At 41.5% G+C, this 24,376-nt stretch carries 24 protein-coding genes; 5 read left to right on the forward strand and 19 right to left on the reverse strand.

Annotated features, from left to right (window positions below; genetic code table 11):
• Positions 1–2 precede the first annotated feature (2 nt).
• Both P2W71_RS03040 and P2W71_RS03045 read right to left on the reverse strand, forming a co-directional pair.
• Complete coding sequence (locus P2W71_RS03040; RefSeq protein WP_276366866.1) at positions 3–965, reverse strand: MlaD family protein; 963 nt, start codon at positions 963–965, stop codon at positions 3–5.
• 199 nt (positions 966–1,164) lie between these two features.
• On the reverse strand, positions 1,165–2,064 hold the full coding sequence (locus P2W71_RS03045) for an N-acetylmuramoyl-L-alanine amidase (protein ID WP_346659940.1): 900 nt from the start codon (positions 2,062–2,064) through the stop codon (positions 1,165–1,167).
• Between P2W71_RS03045 and P2W71_RS03050 the strand changes: the two genes are divergently transcribed.
• Positions 2,042–4,732 (forward strand): putative LPS assembly protein LptD, encoded by a 2,691-nt coding sequence (locus tag P2W71_RS03050; protein ID WP_276366869.1) that lies wholly within the window; start codon positions 2,042–2,044, stop codon positions 4,730–4,732. The genes P2W71_RS03045 and P2W71_RS03050 overlap by 23 nt on opposite strands.
• Positions 4,733–4,770: 38 nt before the next feature.
• Here the strand turns inward: P2W71_RS03050 and lysS are convergent, their stop codons facing one another.
• Both lysS and P2W71_RS03060 read right to left on the reverse strand, forming a co-directional pair.
• Positions 4,771–6,501, reverse strand: a complete 1,731-nt coding sequence (lysS, locus tag P2W71_RS03055; protein ID WP_276366870.1) for a lysine--tRNA ligase — start codon at positions 6,499–6,501, stop codon at positions 4,771–4,773.
• A 91-nt stretch (positions 6,502–6,592) separates the two neighbouring features.
• A complete protein-coding gene (locus tag P2W71_RS03060) occupies positions 6,593–7,783 on the reverse strand; it encodes a proline dehydrogenase family protein (RefSeq protein WP_276366873.1) in 1,191 nt (396 codons plus the stop codon).
• Positions 7,784–7,885: 102 nt separating this feature from the next.
• Here P2W71_RS03060 and aroB point away from each other — a divergent pair, with 102 nt between their 5' ends.
• Positions 7,886–8,929 carry a 3-dehydroquinate synthase gene (gene aroB, locus P2W71_RS03065; RefSeq protein WP_276366875.1) on the forward strand — a complete coding sequence of 348 codons (1,044 nt, stop codon included), beginning with the start codon at positions 7,886–7,888 and terminating at the stop codon, positions 8,927–8,929.
• Here aroB and P2W71_RS03070 read toward each other — a convergent pair.
• A complete protein-coding gene (locus P2W71_RS03070) occupies positions 8,920–9,108 on the reverse strand; it encodes a hypothetical protein (protein WP_276366877.1) in 189 nt (62 codons plus the stop codon). The genes aroB and P2W71_RS03070 overlap by 10 nt on opposite strands.
• Positions 9,109–9,206: 98 nt before the next feature.
• Here P2W71_RS03070 and P2W71_RS03075 point away from each other — a divergent pair, with 98 nt between their 5' ends.
• On the forward strand, positions 9,207–10,451 hold the full coding sequence (locus tag P2W71_RS03075) for a 3-phosphoshikimate 1-carboxyvinyltransferase (RefSeq protein ID WP_276366879.1): 1,245 nt from the start codon (positions 9,207–9,209) through the stop codon (positions 10,449–10,451).
• Between the two features lie 363 nt (positions 10,452–10,814).
• Here the strand turns inward: P2W71_RS03075 and P2W71_RS03080 are convergent, their stop codons facing one another.
• The 5 genes from P2W71_RS03080 to P2W71_RS03100 form a co-directional block, all read right to left on the reverse strand.
• Positions 10,815–11,321, reverse strand: a complete 507-nt coding sequence (locus P2W71_RS03080) for a YfiR family protein (RefSeq protein ID WP_276366881.1) — start codon at positions 11,319–11,321, stop codon at positions 10,815–10,817.
• A 91-nt stretch (positions 11,322–11,412) separates the two neighbouring features.
• A complete protein-coding gene (locus P2W71_RS03085; RefSeq protein WP_276366882.1) occupies positions 11,413–11,925 on the reverse strand; it encodes a YfiR family protein in 513 nt (170 codons plus the stop codon).
• A gap of 351 nt (positions 11,926–12,276) precedes the next feature.
• A complete protein-coding gene (locus tag P2W71_RS03090; RefSeq protein ID WP_276366884.1) occupies positions 12,277–12,789 on the reverse strand; it encodes a YfiR family protein in 513 nt (170 codons plus the stop codon).
• Between the two features lie 109 nt (positions 12,790–12,898).
• Entirely contained in the window at positions 12,899–13,969 is a 1,071-nt protein-coding gene (locus tag P2W71_RS03095; RefSeq protein WP_276366886.1) for a M42 family metallopeptidase, read from the reverse strand.
• Positions 13,970–13,983: 14 nt separating this feature from the next.
• Positions 13,984–15,558 (reverse strand): acyl-CoA carboxylase subunit beta, encoded by a 1,575-nt coding sequence (locus P2W71_RS03100; protein WP_276366888.1) that lies wholly within the window; start codon positions 15,556–15,558, stop codon positions 13,984–13,986.
• 115 nt (positions 15,559–15,673) lie between these two features.
• Here P2W71_RS03100 and P2W71_RS03105 point away from each other — a divergent pair, with 115 nt between their 5' ends.
• Both P2W71_RS03105 and P2W71_RS03110 read left to right on the forward strand, forming a co-directional pair.
• Complete coding sequence (locus P2W71_RS03105) at positions 15,674–16,624, forward strand: exopolyphosphatase (protein ID WP_276366890.1); 951 nt, start codon at positions 15,674–15,676, stop codon at positions 16,622–16,624.
• 65 nt (positions 16,625–16,689) lie between these two features.
• Positions 16,690–17,769 carry an Ldh family oxidoreductase gene (locus tag P2W71_RS03110; RefSeq protein WP_276366893.1) on the forward strand — a complete coding sequence of 360 codons (1,080 nt, stop codon included), beginning with the start codon at positions 16,690–16,692 and terminating at the stop codon, positions 17,767–17,769.
• Here the strand turns inward: P2W71_RS03110 and P2W71_RS03115 are convergent.
• The 9 genes from P2W71_RS03115 to rpsM form a co-directional block, all read right to left on the reverse strand.
• Positions 17,766–18,329 carry a hypothetical protein gene (locus tag P2W71_RS03115; protein ID WP_276366896.1) on the reverse strand — a complete coding sequence of 188 codons (564 nt, stop codon included), beginning with the start codon at positions 18,327–18,329 and terminating at the stop codon, positions 17,766–17,768. The genes P2W71_RS03110 and P2W71_RS03115 overlap by 4 nt on opposite strands.
• A 3-nt stretch (positions 18,330–18,332) precedes the next feature.
• Positions 18,333–18,623, reverse strand: a complete 291-nt coding sequence (locus tag P2W71_RS03120; RefSeq protein WP_276366899.1) for a septum formation initiator family protein — start codon at positions 18,621–18,623, stop codon at positions 18,333–18,335.
• A 138-nt stretch (positions 18,624–18,761) separates the two neighbouring features.
• Positions 18,762–20,039, reverse strand: a complete 1,278-nt coding sequence (gene eno, locus P2W71_RS03125; protein WP_276366901.1) for a phosphopyruvate hydratase — start codon at positions 20,037–20,039, stop codon at positions 18,762–18,764.
• A 27-nt stretch (positions 20,040–20,066) separates the two neighbouring features.
• Positions 20,067–21,179 carry a glutamine-hydrolyzing carbamoyl-phosphate synthase small subunit gene (carA, locus tag P2W71_RS03130; protein ID WP_276366904.1) on the reverse strand — a complete coding sequence of 371 codons (1,113 nt, stop codon included), beginning with the start codon at positions 21,177–21,179 and terminating at the stop codon, positions 20,067–20,069.
• Between the two features lie 129 nt (positions 21,180–21,308).
• Positions 21,309–21,872: a 50S ribosomal protein L17 gene (rplQ, locus tag P2W71_RS03135; protein WP_276366906.1), complete on the reverse strand. Its 564-nt coding sequence runs from the start codon at positions 21,870–21,872 to the stop codon at positions 21,309–21,311.
• Positions 21,873–21,878: 6 nt separating this feature from the next.
• Positions 21,879–22,868, reverse strand: coding sequence for a DNA-directed RNA polymerase subunit alpha (locus P2W71_RS03140; protein WP_276366909.1), 990 nt, complete (start codon positions 22,866–22,868; stop codon positions 21,879–21,881).
• A gap of 23 nt (positions 22,869–22,891) precedes the next feature.
• Positions 22,892–23,497: a 30S ribosomal protein S4 gene (rpsD, locus tag P2W71_RS03145; protein WP_276366912.1), complete on the reverse strand. Its 606-nt coding sequence runs from the start codon at positions 23,495–23,497 to the stop codon at positions 22,892–22,894.
• Positions 23,498–23,576: 79 nt separating this feature from the next.
• Complete coding sequence (gene rpsK, locus P2W71_RS03150; RefSeq protein ID WP_276366914.1) at positions 23,577–23,975, reverse strand: 30S ribosomal protein S11; 399 nt, start codon at positions 23,973–23,975, stop codon at positions 23,577–23,579.
• Between the two features lie 18 nt (positions 23,976–23,993).
• Positions 23,994–24,374: a 30S ribosomal protein S13 gene (gene rpsM / locus P2W71_RS03155; RefSeq protein WP_276366916.1), complete on the reverse strand. Its 381-nt coding sequence runs from the start codon at positions 24,372–24,374 to the stop codon at positions 23,994–23,996.
• Positions 24,375–24,376 lie beyond the last annotated feature (2 nt).

Consider the following 24,376-nt stretch of genomic DNA (forward strand, 5'->3'; position numbering starts at 1 on the left):
TTTTAATCTTTGTTCTGCTGTTCTTTTTGCTTCTTCAAGTCGCGTTCAATTTTACGTTGACTTTTTCCGAGGGGAGCCATGAAATGCTTTGGATTGGCATTGAAATGTTTTGCCAGAGAATCAACAGAATTAAGAAGCTGATTTAAGTTCACGTACAGAGAATCTTCCGTCATCAATCTGCCCACAGTATTATCGCCGCTGCTGAACCTTGCCAGTGTTTCATTTAGCCTGCCGAGACTCTGCTGCGCTTTATTGACCGTACTATTCAGTTTCATCATTTTCAATGAATCCGACAAAGTCCGAAAATTAGAAAGCGTGGGCTTTAATTCTTCCAACGTACCGTTCAGGTTACCCGCAACAGTTTTGAAGCTTTCACTCAGTCCGTCAATGTTAGAGTTGGCCGTATTTAAGGTTTTATTCAGAATGGCGGGCGTATTTTGCAATCGCATAAACATCGTGTCAATTCGCCCCGTGTTTCGCGCCAACCCCTCCAGAATGGTATTGAGATTACGCAAAGTAACGGTTAGGTTGGATGCCACTGGCTCAGCGTTTTGCTGAAAGAAGTCCATAATACCTTTAGCTACCTCTGACTTCAACGTATCTTTGGGTTCTAAAATTACGCTGCCCTGGCCAACGATCAACTGAATATAACGGCCACCTAATAATTCACCATTCAGCAAGGCGATGGAAGAATCGGTCAAAACGATTTCCGAATCAATATCGAGTTCAACCAAAACTCTGTTTAACCGTTGTTGAATTTGGATATTGCTAACTCTCCCTACCGCATATCCGTTCAAAAAAATCTGGTTGGATTCTGTTAGCTTATCCACGTTTTCATAAACGGCATAGTATTTCTTACTCGACGAAAAAAAATCGATACCCTTTAAAAAATTAAAACCAAAGTACAGCAAGGTTATTGTTACTACCATAAACAAGCCGACCTTAAATTCCTTAGATAGTTTCATGCGTTAAAAAAATTGTCATCTATTAACACATAAAATAGCCAATCGACTTTCATCCCTGAGGATAAAGAGGCGCAGTCTATCGTATGTATGTACTTTTTTGTTTTTCAGCAGACATGGAAAATGCTATCGGTTCGTATTAAATCATAAAAATTATCCATGTCTGGAAACCGCAAAACCTGAGATCAGGGCGATTCGGTCGTTAATTTATGGATTCTACTTCATTTTTGTACTCTTTGAATGCACGGTAAATGCCTGAAGCGATTAATTCTTGCCCTTCATCACCGGCTAAAAACTTTTCTTCTGTGCTATTTGTCAAGAAACCTGTTTCAATCAACACGCTGGGCATTGTAGTTCGCCATAACACCACAAACCCGGCTTGCTTCACCCCACGGCTTAAACGTCCCACACGGTCTTTAAACTGTCCCTCAACTTTCTGGGCGAATTTTAGACTACTCTCTAAATATGCACTCTGTATTAACTCGAATAAAATATAAGACTCCGGGCTGTTGGGGTTAAAACCTTCATAGCGTTCTTCATAATTTTCATCCATGAGAATCACGGAGTTCTCACGTTGAGCAATAGCAAGATTACCTTCATCTTTGTGCAGACCCATTACAAAGGTTTCCGTCCCAAAAGCTTTTGTATTGGGATTAGCATTTGCATGAATACAAATAAAAAGATCTGCCTTGTTTTTATTGGCGATATTGGCTCGCTCATCAAGCGCGAGATAACGGTCATCCTTACGGGTATAAATTACTTTTACACCTGGAATATTTTTTTCAATGTAGCTGCCTACTTTCAACGCTATGTTAAGCGCCAGGTCCTTTTCCTTCAATAACCTGCCATGTGTTCCATTGTCATGACCTCCATGACCTGCGTCAATAACAACCACATCCACTTTTGCATCGGGAGGGGCTGATGTGCTTCCTGAAATTAGCAAGGTTATTGCTATTAGCAGGGCTGATAATCCTATATTCCTCACGTTCCGTTCAATGTTCAGAGTATTTGCAATAACTTTATGCAAAATTGTGAATTTTTCACTAAAAGCTAAAGTACTGTCTTTCAACTCTGCACGCGTGCGATATTTTATAAGTTTCATACTCGTTTTTTTCATCGTTACGACTGGCTATGGGCAGGTGGAATCACAAGTAAAGCCACCTACCGGTATTCTACCGGTTAAGGCGGATACATCTAATATCAATCCTGACTCCATTATTGTAGCACGGGACACTTTGCAAAAGGCTAATAATGATACTACTAAAGTTAAACCTGCACAACCCAAGGGTGATATTGAGACAACTATCAACTATTCTGCCAGAGATTCAATCCGCGCCAGTGTGGATGGAAAGCTTGTTTGGCTGTATGGTGATGCCAAAATAAAGTACGGAGAAATTGAATTAGAGGCTGAAGAGATTACTATTGACTATGCAAACAGCACCCTTACCGCACATGGCATCCGAGATTCTCTCGGTAATAGAATAGGTTTTCCCATTTTCAAAAATGGTCCTGAGTTATATGAAACAAAGGACATTATTTACAACTATAAAACCAAAAGGGCCCGGATCAGTGAAGTCGTGACGCAACAGGGCGAAGCATACCTCCATGGTGATGTTGTATATAAAAATGAAAAGGGTGAATTGCTAAGCAAACGAAACAGCTATACAACGTGTAACCTAGAGCATCCGCATTTTCTGATCAGGGCTACCAAGACCAAGGCAATACCCAATGACAAAATCGTTGCCGGACCTTTTTATTTTGAGTTTAATGATATTCCACTGCCTGTGGGATTTCTATTCGGCATGTTTCCGTCACCACGTAGAAGTGCTTCGGGTATCATCTTTCCATCTTACGGTGAAGAAAGACGAAGAGGTTTTAACCTTCGCGGCGGCGGTTATTTTTTTGATATTAATGAATATGTAAAACTTGCTCTGACAGGGGATATTTATTCAAAAGGAGGCCATGCGTTATATGCGAATTCTAATTATATGAAACGGTACAAGTATAACGGTGCCGTTAACTTCGCTTACTCCAAGAATCCTGAAACGACCGATCGAATTGAAAATACAAACTATACAAAAGATTTTCGTATTACCTGGAGTCATTCGCCACAATCCAAGGGAACCGGAAGGTTTGCTGCATCTGTAAATGCTGCCACCGCTACCTTCAACAGAAATAATTATCTAACTCAGGGAAGCACATACAACAATCCTAACCTTAATAATATCACCGCAAAGCTAAGCTCCAATATTTCCTACAGCAAAAGATTTGCTGGTTCACCTTTTTCGCTGGGCGTTAACTTGAACCACAGTCAGGATTTGCAGACCAAGGCAGTGGATTTACTGTTGCCGAACATCAGCCTTAACATGACCAACATTTATCCTTTCCAGAGAAAATCTGGTAAGACAGGTCCATTGGACAATTTTTCCATAGCCTATACGATGAATGCGATGAATCGTATTACGAACAACATTGGCCGGATACCGGTACGCGCAAAAAAGGATAGCATTGCTCCTTTTACCGGCGCTAATCTGCCCATGTTTTTTGATAATGCCAGAAAGGGTATGCGGCATACCGTTCCAACTTCGTTTTCATTTAAGGCTTTACGTCACTTCACGGTGTCTCCATCTTTTAGTTACGAAGAAAAATGGTACGGCGAAAAGTTACTATGGGGATACAACACTGACTCTTTGATTGTGAAAACCGATACCCTAAAAGGGTTTAACCGCGTTTCTAATTATTCGGTCAGTGCTTCACTCACCACGCGTATTTATGGCCTTTATTCTTTTAAGAAGAAAACCAGCAAAGTCAAGGCTATCCGTCACGTCATCAATCCAACTGTCTCTTATAGCTACACGCCTGATTTTTCCAAGAATGAAAATTATTTTCAGAAACTAATCGACAAGACCGGCAGGGAAATTTACCAGGATCGATACCAGGGATTCGTATACGGAGGATCAACTTTGGGGAACAGTAGTGCGATTGGATTTGGGATTGGGAATAACGTGGAGATGAAAGTGCAGGGCCCGCAGGACTCGGTGGCGAGGAAAGTAATGCTACTGAATAACCTGTCCCTTAACTCAAGTTATAACTTCATTGCGGATTCATTCAAGTTAGCACCCATCAGCCTCTCGGCAAATACAAATATTTTAGATAACCTGCTAAATGTTAACCTGTCGGCTACACTTGATCCTTATACCATTAAACTGACACGAAACCCAGAGACAGGTGCCCTGGTCGAGGACAGGATTGATCAGATCGTTTGGAAAAGCGGGAAGGTCGGAAGGATCACCAATGCCACACTTGCTATGAGCACCAATCTGAATCCAAAAGCGCGAAGTAAAAATACCAGCAGCAGAGAGAAGATTGGTAAGTCTAATTTGCCAGAGCAGGAAAAAGAATTTTTACTTCAAAATCCGGATGTTTACATAGACTTCGATATTCCGTGGAGTATGAATATCAGTTACAATCTGAACTATTCGCATGGACTCAATGCTTCTCCAAATGTGACGCAAACCGTGAATGTTTCTGGCGATGTCTCCCTTTCTGAAAAATGGAAGGTGACTTACAGTTCAGGGTATCACTTTGAATCCAAAGAATTTACCCAAACCAATTTGGGTATATCGAGAGACTTACACTGCTGGACGATGAGCGTGAACTGGACTCCCTTCGGACGCTTCCAACAGTTCTTCTTCACCATCAATGTAAAGTCTTCGTTGCTGCAAGATTTGAAGCTGGAGCGGAGGAAACCTTTCTTCGACAATTTGTAGGACAAAGTGAGAGACGCAACTTTTTACGCCTCTCCATATTATTTCAACCACCCTTCCACCTCTTCCATGGTAGGATTCTTGACGTTATCGAGCTTCATTTTTTTCCGTAAGCCACAAACATCGTTAAAAAGTTTTGAGGCTTTCATTTCTTTCAATTGCGCTTTAGAGGTAATACCTAATTTTTGAAGTATCGGAACCAAATCACTTCTTACCCCGAGGCTTTCAAAATCATTTTCGGTCATGTGGGCAACCGGATTTTCAGGTTTCATTTGGGGAAAGAAGAGCACATCCTGAATGGAGGGTGAATTGGTCATGATCATGCTCAGCCGGTCAATTCCAATACCCAGCCCTGCCGTTGGCGGCATACCAAATTCAAGCGCGCGTAAAAAATCTTCGTCCAGTGTCATAGCTTCTTCGTCGCCCCGCTTGCCTAGTTCCAACTGTTCCTCGAACCGTTGCCGCTGATCAATCGGATCGTTTAATTCACTGAAGGCGTTGGCAATTTCCTTGCTGTTGCAAATTGCCTCGAAGCGTTCTACCAATCCTGGCTTACTCCGGTGTTTTTTTGCAAGCGGTGACATTTCAACAGGATAATCGGTAATGAAGGTAGGCTGGATCAGATGAGGTTCACATTTTTCACCAAAAATCTGATCGATTAGTTTGCCTTTTCCCATCGTATTGTCCATTGGAACCTGGAGTTCATTACAAGTTTTTTTAAGGGCTTCTTCATCCATTTCAGAAATGTCGATGCCCGTAAAATGCTGAATAGCTTCAAACATGGTGTACCGCTTCCAGGGGCGTTTAAAGTCAATGATTTTATCGCCTACTTTTACCTGTGTTTTTCCGTGCAATTCGAGCGCCGCCCTTTCAATCATTTCTTCTACAAGTTCCATCATCCAGTGATAGTCTTTATAGGCAACATAAAGTTCAATTTGCGTGAACTCCGGATTGTGAAAGCGCGACATTCCTTCATTCCTGAAATCTTTAGAAAACTCGTATACACCATTAAAGCCACCGACGATAAGACGTTTGAGGTACAACTCATTGGCGATACGCAAATACAACGTCATGTCTAGGGTGTTGTGATGAGTCTTGAAGGGACGTGCCGCTGCACCTCCGTACAACGGTTGTAAAATCGGTGTCTCTACTTCCAGATAACCTTTTGCGTTAAGATATTGACGCATGGAATTGACCAATTGCGTCCGTTTGACGAAGGTCTCCCTTACATGCGGATTTACAACCAGGTCGACATATCGCATCCTGTAACGCTGTTCGGGGTCGGTAAACGCATCATGTCGAGTTACGTTTCCTTTATCATCTACCGTTTCCTTGACGACAGGAAGTGGACGCAAAGACTTTGAAAGAACCGTTAAACTGGTGACATGGATAGAAATCTCTCCCGTTTGAGTTGTAAAGCCATAACCTTTCACACCGACAATATCTCCAATGTCTATAAGCTTTTTGAATACTGTATTGTAAAGTGTTTTGTCATCCCCTGGGCAGAGATCATCCCGCTTGATATAAATTTGGATGCGGCCTGTTTCATCCTGCAACTCAGCAAAAGAAGCATTGCCCATGATTCTCCGACTCATGATTCTGCCAGCAATAGAAATCTGCCGGTAGTCACTTTTTTGTCGCTCATAATTTTCCAGGATCTCGCGGGCGGAAGCATTCACTTCAAATAAATCTGCCGGATATGGATTGATTCCAAGTTTAGCAAATTCTTCCAGGCTTTTTCTGCGGATAATCTCCTGCTCACTCAAATGCATAATTCAAAATTTTGGCAAAAATACGTGAATTAGGGAGAGGGAAAAACCGAATCAGAAGATTGATGGCTTTTTAGAGAATATCACGATCGGATCACTTGCGTGATGCTGACCGTCTTCTTTTTATTTCTTTTTGAATTAACGTCAATTCGCGACTGCTTTGACCTGCCACCGATGTATTCTCTTCCGCTCTCCTGAAAAGGTAAGGCATGACGGACCGCACAGGACCATAAGGAACGTACTTAGCAACGTTATACCCGGCAGTGGCCAGATTAAAGGAAATATTATCACTCATCCCTAACAGTTGAGAGAACCAAACGCGGCTGTCATTATTTGCCATGCTATGCTTTTCCATCAAAACGGTCAGATAATAATTGCTGTATTCATTGTGAGATCCACACATCACGGCGATTCTCTGCTTATGGTTAATACAAAAACGCAACGCCTCGTTAAATGCTTGATCAGTAGTATCCTTATTTTCAAATATCGGACTCGGATAATTAAAATCTTTTGCACGTTCCCGCTCCTTCTCCATATAAGCGCCACGAACCAATTTTGCACCTAAATAATAATCATGCATTGTAGCATTATGGTAGGCGTCACGCAAATTTTTGGGTGAGGCAACACGGTAAAATTGAAAAGTATTAAAAACGATTGCACGCTGTTTATTATATTTTTCCATCATTTCATAGGCCAAGGCATCTATGGAATTCTGGATCCATGTTTCTTCTGCATCTATCAGCACAGGCAACATATAAGCATGCGCTTTTGCGCAGATATTATTAACACGTTCTTTAATCCGTTGAAATGCCTGAAGCTCGCCCTCAGAAAGAGAAGTTTTCTTTTGAATCTTTTCCAACAATTCTGCTGAGGCAATTCCTGTTACTTTAAAAACGGAAAACGGAATATTCTTCGAGAGGTGGGCGGTCTCAATCGTTCGAATGATTTCATTCATGGTGGCATCGAAACCCGCTTCAGATTTTTCTCCTTCCACGGAGTAATCCAATATGGTCCTCACGCCGTAATTACCGATTTGAGTGATTGTATTTTTGCTTTCCTCAATACTTTCACCTCCGCAGAATTGTGAAAATACCGTTTTGCGGATGATGCTTTCCACCGGTAGCTTCAATGTTAACGCCATTTTTACAGCATTCACAGCCACGGCTGAGATCCACGGGTGATTGATCAGGCTAAAAATAAAGTTTGCCTTTTTTAATGCCGCATCTGACTTATAACTAAAGGCAACTGACGTATCCTCAAAGGAGATTGTTGGTACTGCATCCATACGTTTAGGTCAGCATAAATATAGTTGGAATCCACTTCGGTAGCATTAATGAAAATTGCTTTTGATGAGTTTTTAATAACTTTCGAAGATTAATAAACTTTAATGCTCCCGGACAACATTTTGTTATCTAGCAATCTGACTCAAGACTTGCAGGATTTCTTGGCGAAAAAACAATACAGCAACATGGTTGTATTGGTTGATGAAAACACAAAGCGAGATTGCTACCCATTAATTCAAACTGCACTTCCTCCTCATTTTATAATTCAAGTAGGAAGCGGCGAATCTGAAAAAAATATTGGTACATCAGTTAAAATCTGGGAAGCGATGACCGAACATGCACTCGATCGCCATGCATGCATGCTGGTGTTGGGAGGCGGCGTGTTGGGCGACATGGGGGGCTTTTGTGCTGCAACTTATAAACGAGGCATTGACTTTATCCTTGTACCTACTACCCTATTGGCCCAGGTGGATGCAAGTATCGGCGGAAAACTTGGGATTGATTTTGACCACTTTAAAAATCATATCGGCGTCTTTCAAAAACCGGCACTGACCTTATTATTTGATGGCTTTCTTAAAACACTTCCAACGGCAGAACTAAGATCAGGTTTTGCCGAGATCATTAAACACACCCTGATATCGGATAAAAGTATGTGGGAGGAAGTCGCTTCAAAGAAGATAACGGATCAGGATTGGAAGAAGCTCATCAGGCATTCCGTTGAATTTAAAGCTTGGGTAACTACAGAAGATCCTAAAGAAAAGGGATTACGAAAAATCTTGAATGCAGGTCATACAATTGGCCACGCATTGGAAAGTTATCTTTTAGGGCAAGAAAGAAGAATATTGCACGGAGAGGCTATTGCTGTTGGCCTGATTACGGAAGGGTATATTGCCAAAACTCAGGGCTTTATAAGTGGTGACGAGTTTAAAGAAATCTGCAAATTTATCCTGGAAAATTATGGAAAGGTGACAATTGCAAATGAAGAGTTGGAGGCTATTGCCCAGCTAACGGTTCAAGACAAAAAGAACAGAGGTAATAAGATACTGTGCGTTCTCCTCGAGGGAATAGGGAAAGCAAAATGGGATTGTGAGATCAGTATTGAGTCGGTGAAAGAAGCTTTATCATTCTATCGAATGCTTCAGATATAATACTCATCCAACTCAGAAAAATAAATTCTATCAGACTTAAGTGCCCCCTTTATACTTTCAGCCTTTTTGGAGACAAAGTCTTTAGTTTTTACTTTTCTTTCTCCGGTAAGCAACCATGCGGCTAGTATAAAGCTTGATGCAAGACTTACGCTAATGGCAATTTTTCCTGTTGTATTCATACCCTTCCTCTAACTTTAAATCGAACGTAAATGTTCCACTTAATTTAAACAAAAATGTTTTACAAACTGTAATTTGCCGGTCAAAACCTTTTACGAAGTTGGATACATCAATTGAAATCAAACGAACGTCTGTTTTGCAAGGGGAAGCGTCTTTGTTGCCGGCTTCAAAAAGCATTAGCAACAGGGCGCTTATCATTAACGCACTGGCAGGCGGAAAATCAGAACTCCATAATCTTTCTGATGCAAACGACACACAGCTTATGTTGCGCCTTGTCAATGCAAGTGAAAAAATAATTGATGTGGAAGACGCTGGTACGACCATGCGGTTTCTTACTGCATACTTTTCAGTGACCAATCAGCAAAAAATTCTGACAGGCACAGCCCGGATGAAGGAACGCCCTATTGGAATTCTTGTTGATGCATTAAAAAATCTGGGTGCAGAAATAGAATATCTTGAAAAAGAAGGTTTCCCTCCTCACGAGGTAAAGAAATTTACAGGGCAGAAAACAAATACGATTCGCATCCGCGGTGATGTCAGCAGTCAGTACATATCTGCTCTTATGATGGTTGCACCGCTTATGCCAAACGGTTTGAAGCTCATTCTTGAAGGTAAGGTTGGAAGTCGCCCGTACATAGAAATGACCGCTTCCTTAATGAAACACTTTGGTGTTGAAACCAACGTTTTGGCTAGTGAAATAAACATTACTCCTCAGAAATATACACCGGTACCTTTCACCGTGGAGTCAGATTGGTCTGCTGCGAGTTATTGGTTTGCTTTTACAGCATTGGCAGAAAAAGCGGAGATAAAACTTCCGAAGTTGTTAAGTAATTCTTTGCAAGGCGATAGCGCTATTGTAAAAATCATGAATACACTCGGGGTCAAAAGTCGTTTTGATGACGGTTTATTGTATTTGTCCAAAAACGAAAGCGAAAAAGAACTTCATTGGGATTTTACACATTGCCCCGATCTAGCTCAAACTGTGGCTGTCATTTGCGCTGGGAAAAACGTCATAGGTCATTTCACAGGTTTGGAAAGTTTGCGAATAAAAGAAACAGATAGAATCAGTGCGCTACAGCATGAACTGGCTAAAATTGGAGCGTCATTGGTAGAAGAGGATACTGAGCATTGGACGTTAATACCTTCTAAAGCCTTGCCCAAGTCGGCATCTTTCTTGACTTATAAAGATCATCGAATGGCGATGGCGTTCGCTCCTTTAGCAACATTAATGGACGTTGAAATAGAAAGGCCCGATGTGGTCAGGAAGTCATATCCTAACTTTTGGAATGATATGAAAACTGTGGGTTTCGTCATCCAACCAAAATCCGATGCAGTGCCGAAGTGAAAACTCACAATAAAATTCAAACTTGGATTTCTAGGAGTTTGTTTGAAAGAAAGCAATTGGGATTGCGTTGATTCATTGCTGTGCTTGACAATGTTAGATCTCCATTCAGAATTTGTCAGCAAGAGAAGAAAAAAAACGTACAGAGCACACAAAGAAAAGACCCTCTCATGTAAAAACTTCGCAGCTCTGCACGTATATCTTTAGAAAAATCAGTTCAAAAAAAAACGCACAGGATATAACATAAAGAAAAGACCCTCTCTGTAAAAACTTTATGACCCTGTGCGTGTATCGTTATCCCTCAAGTTGAATCGCCTTTCGCGTATTCTTTTTATTGGGATCAATATCTTTTCATTAAATTAAAAACTATATCAAGATTGCCATACTGCTCAATTGAGTAGACACTTTAAGGTTAGAACCTGTTAAAGTCGCCTGATTCAATTCAAATTTCAATTTGCCATCGATAACTTTGAAGTTGATGCAGCTTCCCTTCTGACCCAATCCATTTCCATCTGTAATGGTTAAGATTGATTTTCCTTCGATACTACTTTTAATATTTTCGAATTCTTTGTTTTTCGACTTACCAACATAAACTACTTGACAAGTTGAACTTTCATCTGCAGAAGTAAGCTTTTTGATCACATACTTCTTACTTCCCTTAGGCTTACCGTTATACCATTGCGAAAGCGTATTGAAAACATTGTCATCTCCAATTACTCCTACAACAAATTCACCAGGTTCACCTTCATTTGGCCACTGCACATACTTGATAAAGTTGAACAGCATAGCCGCGTGAATTTCATGTGTGGGTCTGTCCTGGGCAGTTACCGTTGTTGCTGCTACCATGAGCATTAAAAAGATTGATTTCTTCATAGATTAAAAAATTTTGGCTCCATTTAAGATTTACTTCTTAATCCTGAAAAAACCCCGGAGTGTAACCTCCGAGGCTTCTCAAACAACCCCGTTAAATTATTATTGCCATTGAAGAAAGTGCCCCAGAAACCTTCAAATTGGACGTTTCAATAGCTTTCTGGTTCAATTCAAATTTTAATTTATTATCTACTGTTTTGAAATTAATTCCGCTGCCGCGTTCGCCAAGGCCACTTTTATCTGTAATAACCAGTGTGCCTTTACCCTTTACTTTCTCGTTAACTGTCTCAAAATCTGAGCTTTTGGACTTATCAATGTAGAGCACATGACAATCTGTGACTTCTGAGGCCGAATTAAATTTTTTAATGATATAAGTTTTTGAGCCGCGTGGCTTGCCACCATACCATCCATTGAGGGTATTGTATATTTCATTATTTCCAACTACGCCAATTACAAATTCTCCTGAAGTAGCGTGATCAGGCCATTGAACATATTTCGTAAAGTTGAAAACCATCATTGAATAAACTTCATGTACAGGTCTTTCTTGTGCAAACACACCACTGCTAACTAAGAGGGCGGCGACTGTGAGGATTTTAATTTTTTTCATAAAAACTATGGTCGGTTGATTAAGTAACGAAACTGTTTATACAACTTCCATGCGAATCCATTTGCCAAAATCACTAAGGGATCAGATTCTTCGAAATCAGCCTGAATAATGAGTTTTAGCGATTTAGGATTCAATTACACGCGACACATGCTCGGATATTTTTCCTGTTTTGGGCCTATGACGAGACCGTTTTGAGAAGCGCTTAATTAATGTGCCATGTGTGTACCGCGCTATGCAGGAGTTAAACTTGTCAGAAGTCCATATTTGTGATCGCAGCTTATTGATTGGACTTAAAAGCAAAGAGGCCGCGGAGTTAAACTCCACGGCCTCTTAACTTAATATGGGTTTCTCTTAGATTAAAATAGCCATTGAGGATAAAGCACCCGAAACCTTTAGATTCGAAGCTTCAATTGCTTTTTGGTTTAATTCAAACTTAAGCTTATTGTCTACGGTTTTGAAGTTTATAGCGCTGCCTTTTTCAGCGAGGCCACTCTTATCAGTTATTACCAATGTTCCTTTTCCCTTTACCTTGGCATTTGCAGCGTCAAAGTCCCCGCTCTTTGACTTATCTATATAGAGTACGTGGCAGTCCGTTACTTCGGCCACAGAATTGAATTTCTTTATAATATAAGTTTTGGAACCGCGCGGCTTACCTCCGTACCATCCGTTCAGCGTATTGTAGATATCAGTATTTCCCACGACGCCAATAACAAATTCGCCAGAGGCCGCATGGTCTGGCCATTGAACGTACTTCGTAAAATTGAAGACCATCATTGAATATACCTCATGGACAGGTCTTTCTTGTGAGAAAGCATTTCCGCTGATCAAGAGCGCGGCTACAATTAGTACTTTAATCTTCTTCATAAGTTAAACTGGTATTGGTTTTAGTTTTTTGAACCGCAACACCCTCCGCAACTATCATGCGAAGGTTGTTGCGCCACACCAATTTTAGGGATAAAACAATGTCCGGTTTCTATTTTAAGTAGCGGAAATCATGACCCGATTTTAGTTGAAGAACGAACTCGTACATCAGGTTAATGACGTTCTCAACATCCTCTTTATGAACCATTTCCACGGTAGTATGCATATATTTCAGCGGCAAGGAAATGAGGGCAGAAGCCACCCCCTCGGACGAATAAGCGAAAGAATCTGTATCGGTTCCGGTAGACCTTGAAACCGCTTGTCGTTGGAAAGGAATTTTCCTTTTTTGGGCCGTTTCAATTACCATTTTGAGAACGTTGGTCTGTACTGCAGGGCCATAACATAGCACAGGTCCTGCACCACTTTTTAAATTACCGCTTTCCTTTTTATTATACATAGGAGATTGTGTGTCGTGTGTAACGTCCGTGCATATCGCTACGTCCGGTTTGATTCTACGTGAAATCATTTCGGCGCCCCGAAGTCCGATTTCTTCCTGCACAGCATTCACGACATAAAGTGCAAAAGGCAATTTCTTTTTGTTCTCGCTTAATCTACGGGCTACTTCCGCAATCATGAAGCCTCCCATTCGATTATCCAAGGCACGACCAACAAGCCACTTATTGTTCATTTCCATGAGCTCGTCCTCGAATGTGATAACACAGCCAACGTGCACACCCATGGCGTCCACCTCTTTTTTGGACTCCGCTCCAATGTCGATAAAGATATTCTTAAGTGTTGGAGGTTCTTCACGGGCTGCGTCACGCACGTGAATTGCGGGCCAACCAAATACACCCTTTACGATTCCTTTATCGGTGTGAATATTAACTCTTTTCGAAGGTGCTATTTGGTGATCTGATCCGCCATTTCTGCGAACATAGATGTAGCCTTCCTCAGTGATATAGTTTACAAACCAGGATATCTCATCGGCGTGTGCTTCAATTACAACTTTATACGAAGCCTTTGGATTGATGATTCCAACAACCGACCCATATACATCCACGATGTGTTGGTTGATGTAAGGCTTAATATAATCTAACCATATTTTTTGGCCAGACGACTCAAAACCTGTCGGAGAAGCATTATTTAAGTACTCGTAAAGAAATTGTTTGCTTTTTTTATCCATAAATAATCGATTGTTTATAAGGGAATATTTCCGTGTTTTTTCCTGGGCAATTTAGCGACTTTATTTTCGAGCATCTTAAAGGCCCGGATAAGTTTCTGTCGCGTTTCATCAGGATAGATCACCTCATCGATGTATCCGCGATGTGCAGCGCGATAAGGATTCGCGAATTTTCGTGTGTACTCATCAACTTTTTCGTTCAATTTCTCAGAAGGGTTAGCCGCTTCCGAAATTTCTTTTTTGAAAATAATTTCCGCAGCGCCCTTTGCTCCCATAACAGCAATTTCCGCTGAAGGCCACGCATAGTTCAAGTCTGCTCCAATGTGTTTCGAGTTCATCACATCATATGCCCCCCCATAAGCTTTCCTCGTGATCACTGTGACGCGGGGTACAGTCGCTTCCGAAAATGCAAATAGCAGTTTGGCACCATTTGTAATAATCGCATTCCACTCCTGATCGGTGCCGGGCAAAAATCCCGGTACATCTTCTAGTACCAATAATGGAATGTTGAAGCAGTCACAAAACCTTACGAAGCGAGCGCCTTTTACGCTGGAGTGAATATCCAATACGCCTGCAAGAGAGGCCGGCTGATTCCCCACGACACCGATGCTTCTTCCACCGAGTCGCGCAAAACCAACTACAATATTTTCAGCAAAATTCTTATGGACCTCAAAAAAACTTCCGGCATCTACAACTTCACTGATTACATCCCGCATATCATACGGCTGATTCGGGTTGGCAGGTATGATATCATTTAGCGCAGGTCTTAACTCATCCTCGTTAGAAGCGTACGATAATGGGGGAGCATCGTCTTCACAGTTTTGTGGGATGTAACTGAGTAATGTTTTGATTTGCTTTATGCATTCAACTTCATTCGCACAAGCAAAGTGAGTCACCCCACTTTTGGTGCTATGGGCTAGCGCTCCTCCAAGTTCTTCTGCTGTAACATTTTCATGTGTTACAGTTTTTACAACGTTTGGACCAGTCACAAACATAAAAGATGTTTGTTCTACCATAAAAATAAAATCCGTTATCGCAGGCGAATAAACCGCGCCACCCGCACAGGGTCCCATGATTGCAGAAATTTGAGGAATGACGCCTGACGCTAATGTGTTCCTGTAAAAAATATCCGCATATCCACCCAGTGACAAAACACCTTCTTGGATCCGCGCTCCACCAGAATCATTGAGCCCAATTAAAGGCGCACCATTCTGCATGGCAAGCTCCATGATTTTAACGATTTTTTCTGCATGGGTCTCAGAAAGTGATCCGCCAAAAACTGTAAAGTCCTGTGAAAATATATAAACCAGCCTGCCATTAACAGTACCATACCCGGTAACTACGCCGTCGCCTAAATAGTATTCTTTTTCTAATCCAAAATCTTTGCAACGATGCATTACAAATTTTCCAAGTTCTTCAAAGGATCCTTCATCCAGCAAAAGATGAACACGTTCTCTTGCTGTCAGTTTTCCTTTTTTGTGCTGTTGTTCAATTCTATTTTCTCCTCCACCCAACAAGGATTCATCATTCTTTTTCTCCAATTCCTCAAATTTGGATTGTAGTATCTGATCTTTAGAAGTTCGTTTGTTCATGCCCTCGTTATTTGATGGATAAATATAATCGAAAACCGATTCTAAGTAAGACTAACGTGAAGAAGGTGCAGACTTGGCACAGTTTCCAAAATTTGTAACTTGAACGCCCTATAAGATGAATAAGAAAATTGCAATAATCGACATGGGAACAAATACCTTTCACTTACTCTTAGCGGTGGAAGGCGAAACCGGTCAGTATATAATTGTTCATCGAGAGAGAATAGCGGTGAAGATTGGCAAAGGAGGGATTAACGAGGGTTATATCACTCTTGAGGGTATTGAGAGAGCGCTCGTTGCCATGCAGCATTTCAAGTCGGAGATTGATCGGCAAGGTGTAACTAATGTTTATGCTTTTGGGACAAGTGCATTACGCAATGCAAAAAATTCCGCAGACGTACTTGACAAGATAAAATTGAAGACGGGTATTCAGGCGGCCGTAATTTCGGGCGATATGGAAGCGGAATTGATTTATCACGGTGTCAAATATTCCCTTGACATGAGCAATGAACCTTCGTTAATAGTTGATATTGGCGGAGGAAGTGTCGAGTGCATCTTGGGAAATGATACAGAGATTTTTTGGAAAGAAAGTTTTGAAATTGGAGCACAAAGGTTACTTGAAAAATTTCATAAAAATGACCCGATCACGATTCAAGAAATTCAAAATCTCAATGACCATTTTGAAACTAAGCTGGGCCCATTAATTAGTGCATTACAAAGACATCCAACACGTGTCCTCATAGGAGCCTCTGGAGCCTTTGATACGTTCAGTGATATGTATTGTTATAAAAACGACATAACTAAACATGAGGAGCAACCTGAAACTCCTTTAACATTGGAAGGCTTTTACGAAATCCATAAAGAACTGACACGTAAAAACCGCGAAGAACGCTTGAGTATTCCAGGTATGATAGAAATGCGTGTGGACATGATTGTTGTGGCGTGTTGTCTGGTTCATTACATACTTTCCAAGCACCCAATCGATCGGCTCCGCGTTTCATCTTATTCCCTTAAAGAGGGTGTTTTAGCAGCACTGATATCTCCTCAACCTTCTATCAAAATTCTCTAAGTTTTCTTTCTCTGCGGCTTGCGTCCGGAAGGCTCAACAATCAATTGATTTGTATCTTTGGAGCTATGACTGATCCAATTTACAAATACCAATACCTGCGAGATTTTGCTTTATCAGTTTTTGAAAAGATAGGGTGCCCGTTGCAACAAGCTATCTTAGCCACAGAAGTACTTTTAAAGGCAGATTTACGAGGCATCGACTCGCATGGAATTGCACGGCTCTCAGGTTACGTCAGACTTTGGAACAAGAAGCGCGTGAATAGTACACCACAGGTTCGGATTGTGCACGAGACGCCTAGCACAGCCGTGGTAGATGGCGATAGTGGCTTAGGTCTGGTAGTTGCTCCCGCTGCAATGAATATTGCCATCAAAAAAGCAAAGCAAGCAGGTACGGGGTGGGTAGCAGTAAAAAACTCAAATCATTTTGGAATAGCAGGTTATCATGCCATGATGGCTTTAGAACATGATATGATTGGCATGGCAATGACGAATGCCAGTCCTTTGGTAGCTCCGACATTTTCTATCGAAAGATTGTTGGGAACAAATCCAATTGCCGTTGCCATTCCGGCAGATAAGCAACCTGCATTTGTAGCGGACTTTGCCACCACCACGGCGGCAAATGGAAAATTGGAAATTCTGCAACGCAAAAATCTTGCGGCACCTGTCGGCTGGGTACAAACAAAAGATGGAAAACCATCTACAGATCCCAATGAAACTAAGAGTGGAGGTGCCCTTATTCCCTTAGGAAGTGATCGTGAGCATGGTAGCCATAAAGGTTTTTGTTTAGGCGCCTGGGTAGATATTTTTTCAGCGGTATTATCAGGAGCAAATTACGGTCCTTGGGTCCCGCCCTTCGTTGCTTTTCTTGAACCTCCGAATGATCCGGTGGGCGAAGGGATCGGACATTTCGTGGGGGCCATGCGCGTGGACGCTTTTCGTCCGGCGAAGGAGTTTAAAAGTCACATGGACAATTGGATCTCCCGATTCAGAACGGCGAAGACCATTGAGGGCGAGGATCATTTGATTATCCCTGGGGATCCAGAGCGTGAAATGGAAGAAGAAAGGTTGCAGCTTGGTATTCCGGTTAATCCAAAAGTTGTTGAGGATTTAAAGGAACTGGCCGCGAGTTTTAGTTTGAAATTCTAAAAGCCAAGGTTACCAATATTGATACCGGCTCGAATGATCAAAGGGCTGTCATATGGTGAATACCCTCTTTGAGAAGCGGTGTAGGAGAAGTTATAAAGGGCCATAATATATAATGAAAGCTTCTGCCCTATTGGCTGAACAAAACCGCCACCTGCTAAAAAGCTATTGAAATCTCTCCGAAATGTTTCTCTTGATGTAATTGGATATTCATAATTCAGGTATTCGTATTCTGTTTGAATAAAAATATTCTTGTAGACGGTGAACCTTAAAAAAGGATTGATCCCGTAGTCATTTAACTTTATAGAAGGGCGTACTATTTTATAATTCGTATATCGATAGGTAAATCCTGTACCCGCAATAAGTTTAGCAGTAACCCGGTAACCGATCATGGGAGATACCGACACGAAATCCTGAACGTTGCCAAATGAAAGACCAAATCCCCCACCGGTAACGATTCTTTCTTTAAATGGAACATCCTTCAAGCTATTGGCTTCACCTTGGCCAAAGCCTGTGATACAGCACAATAAGCAGAGCAGAAAAAACCCAATGCGAAACATCATATGCTATTTTTCAACGACGATATAGATATCCTCTTTTTCTTTTTTCATCAGGTATTTCTCCCGGGCAAATTTTTCCAACGATTCATTATCACCAAATAATTCATCGTGATCTTTCTCCACTTCTTTTATCTTATCCTGATAGTATTCCTTTTCATTTTCCAAAGCGTTCAGCTTCGAACTCAATTGGAATCTGGCAATAAGATTGTTGGAGTCCAACAAGAGCATCCACATCAGGAATATCACGATGGAAACAACATAAAAGTTACGGACAGGCTTGGGCAGTTTTTTCAGCATAAGTTCAAAAAGTGATACTAAGATATAAAAAAACCAGAAGCACCACTGTAACCCGATTAGTTTTAGAAATACTGACTTGATTAGAAACGAAAAAAGCCAGAGCGTGTTGCTCTGGCCTTATTAAATACGTTTTTAGTTTTACATTTTCTTTCCAGGGAAGTAAGCAACTTCACCTAACTCCTCTTCGATACGAATAAGCTGGTTATATTTTGCCATTCTATCCGAACGTGAAGCTGATCCAGTCTTGATTTGACCTGTGTTTAATGCCACGGCTAAGTCAGCAATCGTATTGTCTTCTGTTTCGCCTGAGCGATGCGACATGATGCTTTTATAAGAATTACGTTTGGCAAGGTTCACGGCATCAATTGTTTCTGTGAGGGAACCTATCTGATTTACTTTGATAAGGATAGCGTTGGCAACGCCATCATCGATACCTTTTTGAAGCCGGTCTACATTCGTTACAAAAAGATCGTCGCCAACCAATTGTACTTTGCTTCCTATACTATCTGTCAGTGCCTTCCACCCAGTCCAATCATCTTCCGCCATACCGTCCTCCAACGAAATTATCGGATACTTCTTTGCCCAATTGGTCCAGTACTCAGCCATTTCAAGAGGCTTAAGTTTCTTGCCTGAGGATTTTTTAAAGTGATATACTTTCGCTTTCGCGTCATAGAATTCGGAGGCAGCGGGATCCAATGCAATGAAAACATCAGAGCCTGGTTTATACCCGGCTTTCTCAATCGCTTTCATTACTACTTCGATAGCCTCTTCGTTAGAAGCAAGATTTGGAGCAAATCCACCTTCGTCACCAACATTAGTAGATAGTCCTTTATCGTGCAATACTTTTTTTAATGTATGAAATATTTCAGCACCCCACTGCAGAGCTTCCGAAAACGAACTTGCCCCTACTGGCATTACCATAAATTCCTGAAAGTCGATAGCATTATCTGCATGGCTTCCGCCGTTCAAAATATTCATCATCGGAACCGGCAGCGTGTTCGCACTCACTCCTCCGATATAACGATACAACGGCATGCCTGCCTCAACGGCAGCTGCCTTTGCAACAGCCAAAGAAGTTCCTAGGATTGCATTCGCTCCTAACTTTCCCTTGTTCGGAGTGCCATCCAATTCAATCATGATCTTGTCGATCAAGTTTTGATCAAACACATTGAAGCCTACAACTTCAGCAGCAATCTTAGTATTAACATTTGCCACAGCTTTCAAAACTCCTTTACCTAAAAACTTATTTTTATCGCCATCGCGAAGTTCTACAGCCTCATGCGTGCCGGTAGACGCACCAGAGGGGACAGCTGCACGTCCAAATGCACCGGATTCAGTTACCACATCAACTTCTATTGTTGGATTACCACGACTGTCAAGAATTTGCCTGGCATGAATGCTTTCGATTAAGCTCATAATAGTTTATTTATGGATTGTTAAAGGTTAGTTAGTTACTTTTTGCCGATCGCGCACTTCAGCCCGTATCATATCCAAGAACTGATCGAAGAGATATCGGGAATCATGAGGTCCGGGTGAAGCTTCAGGGTGATATTGAACCGAAAAAGCGTTCTTACCCTTTACCCGAATGCCCATAATCGTATTGTCATTTAAATGAACATGCGTTACTTCAACGTTCGGGTTGTTTGCAATGTCTTTTTCACTTACTGCAAAGCCATGATTTTGAGAGGTCATCTCTCCGCGTCCCGTCAAAATATTTTTCACCGGGTGGTTCAACCCTCGGTGGCCATGATGCATTTTATATGTTGAAATGTCGTTAGAGAGTGCAAGCAACTGATGCCCTAGACAAATTCCGAATACCGGTTTGGTCTCTACAGCTTTCTTCACGGTGTTAATTGCGTAACCCATGGTTGATGGATCGCCAGGACCATTGGAAATAAAATATCCGTCGGGTTCCCACGCAGCCATTTCATCGAAAGATGTTTTGGCTGGAAAAACCTTGCAATAACATCCCCGGCTGGCTAGGTTCTCGATAATGCTTTTCTTAATACCAAGATCCAATACTGCAACCTTAATGGATGCATTTGGATCGCCAACAAAATAGGCTTCCCTGGTAGTAACTTTAGAGGAGAGCTCAAGTCCTTCCATTGAAGGCACTTTCTTTATTTCTTCCTTGAGCTGTTCAGGAGAAAGTTCGGAGGAAATGATGGCATTCATTGCACCCTTACTCCGAATGTATCGAACCAGCATCCGTGTATCAACATTTGATATTCCGACAACACCTGTACGTTCCAGATATTGCTGCAGGCTTTCTTTTCCGGACTTACGGCTAAATTCCTGTGCAAAATCGTTCACCACCAATCCAGCAATTTTGGGTTTGTCTGACTCTTGTTCCTCATCTAACGCACCATAATTACCAATATGAGCGGTCGTATTAACAATGATCTGTCCATAGTATGAAGGATCAGTATAGATCTCCTGGTATCCCGTCATACCCGTATTGAAACATATTTCACCGCCCGAAGTACCGATTTTCCCAATAGCGATCCCTTCAATCAGGAAACCATCTTCTAACAGTAGGTAAGCTTTTTTATGCATAATCATTTTTAGTAATTCTTCGGGGTCGTAAAGTTACAGACGATTATAAATTATTCGTTATCGTTTGGTCATAAAAAAGGGATTGAACAATGTTCAATCCCTTTACCTGTATTATGATTTCTTCAAACACTATTCTTTTGCCTTTTTAGGAGCGGCCTTCTTTGCCGGCGCTTTCTTTGCCGGTGCTTTGGCTTTCTTCTCAGCTTTTGGCTCACCTGTTGCTGGAGCTTCTGCAGTTGTTTCAGCCTCTTCGGTTTCGCCGGCTTTCTTTCCGCCTCTGCGGCTTCTGCGGGTCTTGGCTTTCTTAGCAACACCTTCCTTAGTGTACAAGGTATTGTAGTCCACCAATTCTATCAGGCACATTTCAGCATTGTCACCAACGCGAACGTCTCCTAATTTAATGATGCGTGTGTAACCTCCTGGTCTATCCGAAATTTTAGAAGCTACTTCTCCAAAAAGTGTCTTAACGGACTCTTTATTTTGCAGGTAAGAAAATACGGTACGTCTTGAGTGCGTTGTATCGTCTTTTGCCTTTGTAAGCAAAGGCTCCACATATTTTCTTAAAGCTTTGGCCTTCGCTACTGTGGTCGTAATTCTTTTATTAAGAATAAGCGAGGAAGCCATGTTAGAGAGCAACGCGTGTCTATGCGCAGCTTTCCTTCCCAGGTGATTGACTTTCTTACCGTGTCTCATGATTTCTTAGTCCTCATCAAGTTTGTACTTGGAAAGATCCATTCCGAAGGTCAGATTCTTTTCCGCTACCAATTGTTCTAATTCTGCCAGTGATTTTTTACCGAAATTTCTAAACTTCATCATATCAGAAATCTCGAGCTGAACCAGATCTCCTAGTGTTTTCACATCAGCGGCTTTCAAGCAGTTATATGCGCGAACTGAAAGATCAAGATCATGCAATGCGCTCTTTAATAACTTGCGCATGTGCAACATTTCTTCATCCACTTGCTCAACTTCGGCATCTTTACCGGTTTCTAATTCCATTGATTTGTCTGAGAACAATGCAAAGTGCTTAATCAAAATATAAGCAGCGCCTTCCAAAGCTTTCTCAGGATGGATAGAACCATCAGTCTCAATATCTACAACGAGTTTTTCGTAGTCAGTCTTTTGTTCAACGCGGGTATTCTCAACGCTATATTTCACATTCTTAATAGGTGTGAAGATGGCATCGATAGGAATAAATCCAAATACTTGTTCAGATGGTTTGTTTTCCTCGGCAGGAAGATAACCCCGTCCCTTTTCTATCGTAAGTTCAATTTCAAAATGCGCTGACTCATCTAAATTACATATTACATGTTCAGGGTTCAGAATTTCAAAAGCAGAAGTGAATTTAGCTACATCACCTGCTTTAAATTGTTTTTGTTTCTTTATGCTAACTGTGATTTTGCTATCGAAATTGTCAGCAATCTTTCTGAATCGAACCATCTTCAGATTGAGAATTATTTCTGCTACATCTTCAACAACACCTTCAATGGTGGAGAATTCATGAAGGACGCCAGGGACTTTAATTCCTGTTATCGCATAACCTTCCAATGAAGAAAGCAGAATGCGTCTTAATGCATTACCAATGGTTACTCCGTATCCTTTTTCCAGAGGCTTAAACGTGAAAAGGCCGTGAAAATCATCTGCCTTTTCCATCGCTACCTTCTCTGGCATTTGAAATGCTAATATTGACATATGGATGTTATTAACTGTTAAAATTACTTTGAGTACAATTCAACAATGAGTTGCTCATTGATGTTTTCTGGTATATCTGTACGGGGAGGCAGATTTATAAGTTTACCTATCATCCCATTGTTATCCCACTCCAACCAATTATACTTCTTAGCGCCTTGCGTTGACAAACTGTTGGTAATCACTTCAAGTGACTTAGAACGTTCACGGACCTCAACAAGATCACCAGGTTTCAATGAAAACGAAGAGATATTAACTACGTCTCCATTTACCAAGATGTGCTTATGTAACACCAACTGACGGGCTGCTCTGCGTGTTGGGGCGATACCAAGACGGTATACAGTATTGTCCAACCTGGATTCCAGCAACTGTAAAAGAACTTCACCGGTAATACCTTTTTTGCGGGACGCTGTATCAAACAACTTTGCGAATTGTCTCTCCAGCAGACCGTATATGTATTTTGCTTTTTGCTTTTCAGCAAGCTGTGTAGCGTATTCAGATTGTTTACGTTTTTTACCGCGACCATGCTGGCCTGGCGCATAGTTCTTCTTCTGAAGTGCTTTATTGTCACCTAAAATAGGTTCGTTAAAGCGTCTAGAGATTCTAACTTTGGGGCCTGTATATCGTGCCATTCTATTTTGTAGATTATTAAATTTTAGATTTTAGATTTTGATCTTTCAATCATCATCGCCAATCGTAATTCATCAATTATTAAACTCTTCTTTTCTTAGGAGGGCGACATCCATTGTGAGGCAACGGAGTCACATCACGTATTGCAGTGATTTCGATACCTGAGCCTTGGATCGTACGAATAGCCGATTCCCGTCCAGCCCCTGGCCCCTTCACAAAAACCTCTACTTTCCGTAAACCAAATTCAAAGGCTTTTGTCGCACACTCCTGGGCGGCTACCTGAGCTGCATAGGGAGTATTCTTCTTTGATCCTTTAAATCCCATCTTACCAGCCGATGCCCAGGATATTACCTGTCCGGTTGAATTCGTCATTGAGATGATAATGTTATTGAATGTCGCGCGAATATGTGCCTGGCCTACAGCCTCCACATTCACCACGCGTTTTTTCGCTTTATCTTTTCTCTTTTCAGCAGTCGCCATTATTGAAAAGTTTATCTATTAACCTTTAGTTGCCTTCTTTTTGTTTGCTACCGTCTTACGTTTACCCTTACGAGTACGCGCATTGTTTTTGGTAGTTTGTCCACGAACGGGTAATCCCTTTCTATGGCGTTGTCCACGGTAGCATCCGATATCCATAAGCCGCTTAATGCTCAACTGAATCTCAGATTTTAGTGCACCCTCAATACGGAATTTCTCCGCGATGATCGCACGAATGGCATTGGACTCTTCGTCATTCCAATCCCTTATCTTCTTGTCCAAATTCACACCGGCTTTGGAAAGTATCTCCTGGGCTGACCTACGGCCAATACCAAAAATATACGTCAAACCAATTTCACCGCGTTTGTTATCCGGAATATCTACACCAGCTATACGTGCCATAG

The organism is Chryseolinea sp. H1M3-3 (assembly GCF_029360725.1).
GTDB lineage: Bacteria > Bacteroidota > Bacteroidia > Cytophagales > Cyclobacteriaceae > Chryseolinea.

Bases quoted from the DNA above. Each gene is read 5' to 3' on its own strand.
- P2W71_RS03140 (WP_276366909.1), bottom strand. From the start codon at position 22,868: ATGTCAATATTAGCATTTCAAATGCCAGAGAAGGTAGCGATGGAAAAG.
- aroB (WP_276366875.1), top strand. From the start codon at position 7,886: ATGCTCCCGGACAACATTTTGTTATCTAGCAATCTGACTCAAGACTTG.
- rpsM (WP_276366916.1), bottom strand. From the start codon at position 24,374: ATGGCACGTATAGCTGGTGTAGATATTCCGGATAACAAACGCGGTGAA.
- P2W71_RS03105 (WP_276366890.1), top strand. From the start codon at position 15,674: ATGAATAAGAAAATTGCAATAATCGACATGGGAACAAATACCTTTCAC.
- P2W71_RS03090 (WP_276366884.1), bottom strand. From the start codon at position 12,789: ATGAAGAAGATTAAAGTACTAATTGTAGCCGCGCTCTTGATCAGCGGA.
- P2W71_RS03070 (WP_276366877.1), bottom strand. From the start codon at position 9,108: ATGAATACAACAGGAAAAATTGCCATTAGCGTAAGTCTTGCATCAAGC.
- P2W71_RS03040 (WP_276366866.1), bottom strand. From the start codon at position 965: ATGAAACTATCTAAGGAATTTAAGGTCGGCTTGTTTATGGTAGTAACA.
- P2W71_RS03060 (WP_276366873.1), bottom strand. From the start codon at position 7,783: ATGGATGCAGTACCAACAATCTCCTTTGAGGATACGTCAGTTGCCTTT.
- P2W71_RS03110 (WP_276366893.1), top strand. From the start codon at position 16,690: ATGACTGATCCAATTTACAAATACCAATACCTGCGAGATTTTGCTTTA.
- lysS (WP_276366870.1), bottom strand. From the start codon at position 6,501: ATGCATTTGAGTGAGCAGGAGATTATCCGCAGAAAAAGCCTGGAAGAA.
- eno (WP_276366901.1), bottom strand. From the start codon at position 20,039: ATGAGCTTAATCGAAAGCATTCATGCCAGGCAAATTCTTGACAGTCGT.
- P2W71_RS03045 (WP_346659940.1), bottom strand. From the start codon at position 2,064: ATGAAACTTATAAAATATCGCACGCGTGCAGAGTTGAAAGACAGTACT.
- P2W71_RS03095 (WP_276366886.1), bottom strand. From the start codon at position 13,969: ATGGATAAAAAAAGCAAACAATTTCTTTACGAGTACTTAAATAATGCT.
- carA (WP_276366904.1), bottom strand. From the start codon at position 21,179: ATGCATAAAAAAGCTTACCTACTGTTAGAAGATGGTTTCCTGATTGAA.
- P2W71_RS03085 (WP_276366882.1), bottom strand. From the start codon at position 11,925: ATGAAAAAAATTAAAATCCTCACAGTCGCCGCCCTCTTAGTTAGCAGT.
- P2W71_RS03115 (WP_276366896.1), bottom strand. From the start codon at position 18,329: ATGATGTTTCGCATTGGGTTTTTTCTGCTCTGCTTATTGTGCTGTATC.
- P2W71_RS03080 (WP_276366881.1), bottom strand. From the start codon at position 11,321: ATGAAGAAATCAATCTTTTTAATGCTCATGGTAGCAGCAACAACGGTA.
- rplQ (WP_276366906.1), bottom strand. From the start codon at position 21,872: ATGAGACACGGTAAGAAAGTCAATCACCTGGGAAGGAAAGCTGCGCAT.
- P2W71_RS03120 (WP_276366899.1), bottom strand. From the start codon at position 18,623: ATGCTGAAAAAACTGCCCAAGCCTGTCCGTAACTTTTATGTTGTTTCC.
- rpsK (WP_276366914.1), bottom strand. From the start codon at position 23,975: ATGGCGACTGCTGAAAAGAGAAAAGATAAAGCGAAAAAACGCGTGGTG.
- P2W71_RS03100 (WP_276366888.1), bottom strand. From the start codon at position 15,558: ATGAACAAACGAACTTCTAAAGATCAGATACTACAATCCAAATTTGAG.
- rpsD (WP_276366912.1), bottom strand. From the start codon at position 23,497: ATGGCACGATATACAGGCCCCAAAGTTAGAATCTCTAGACGCTTTAAC.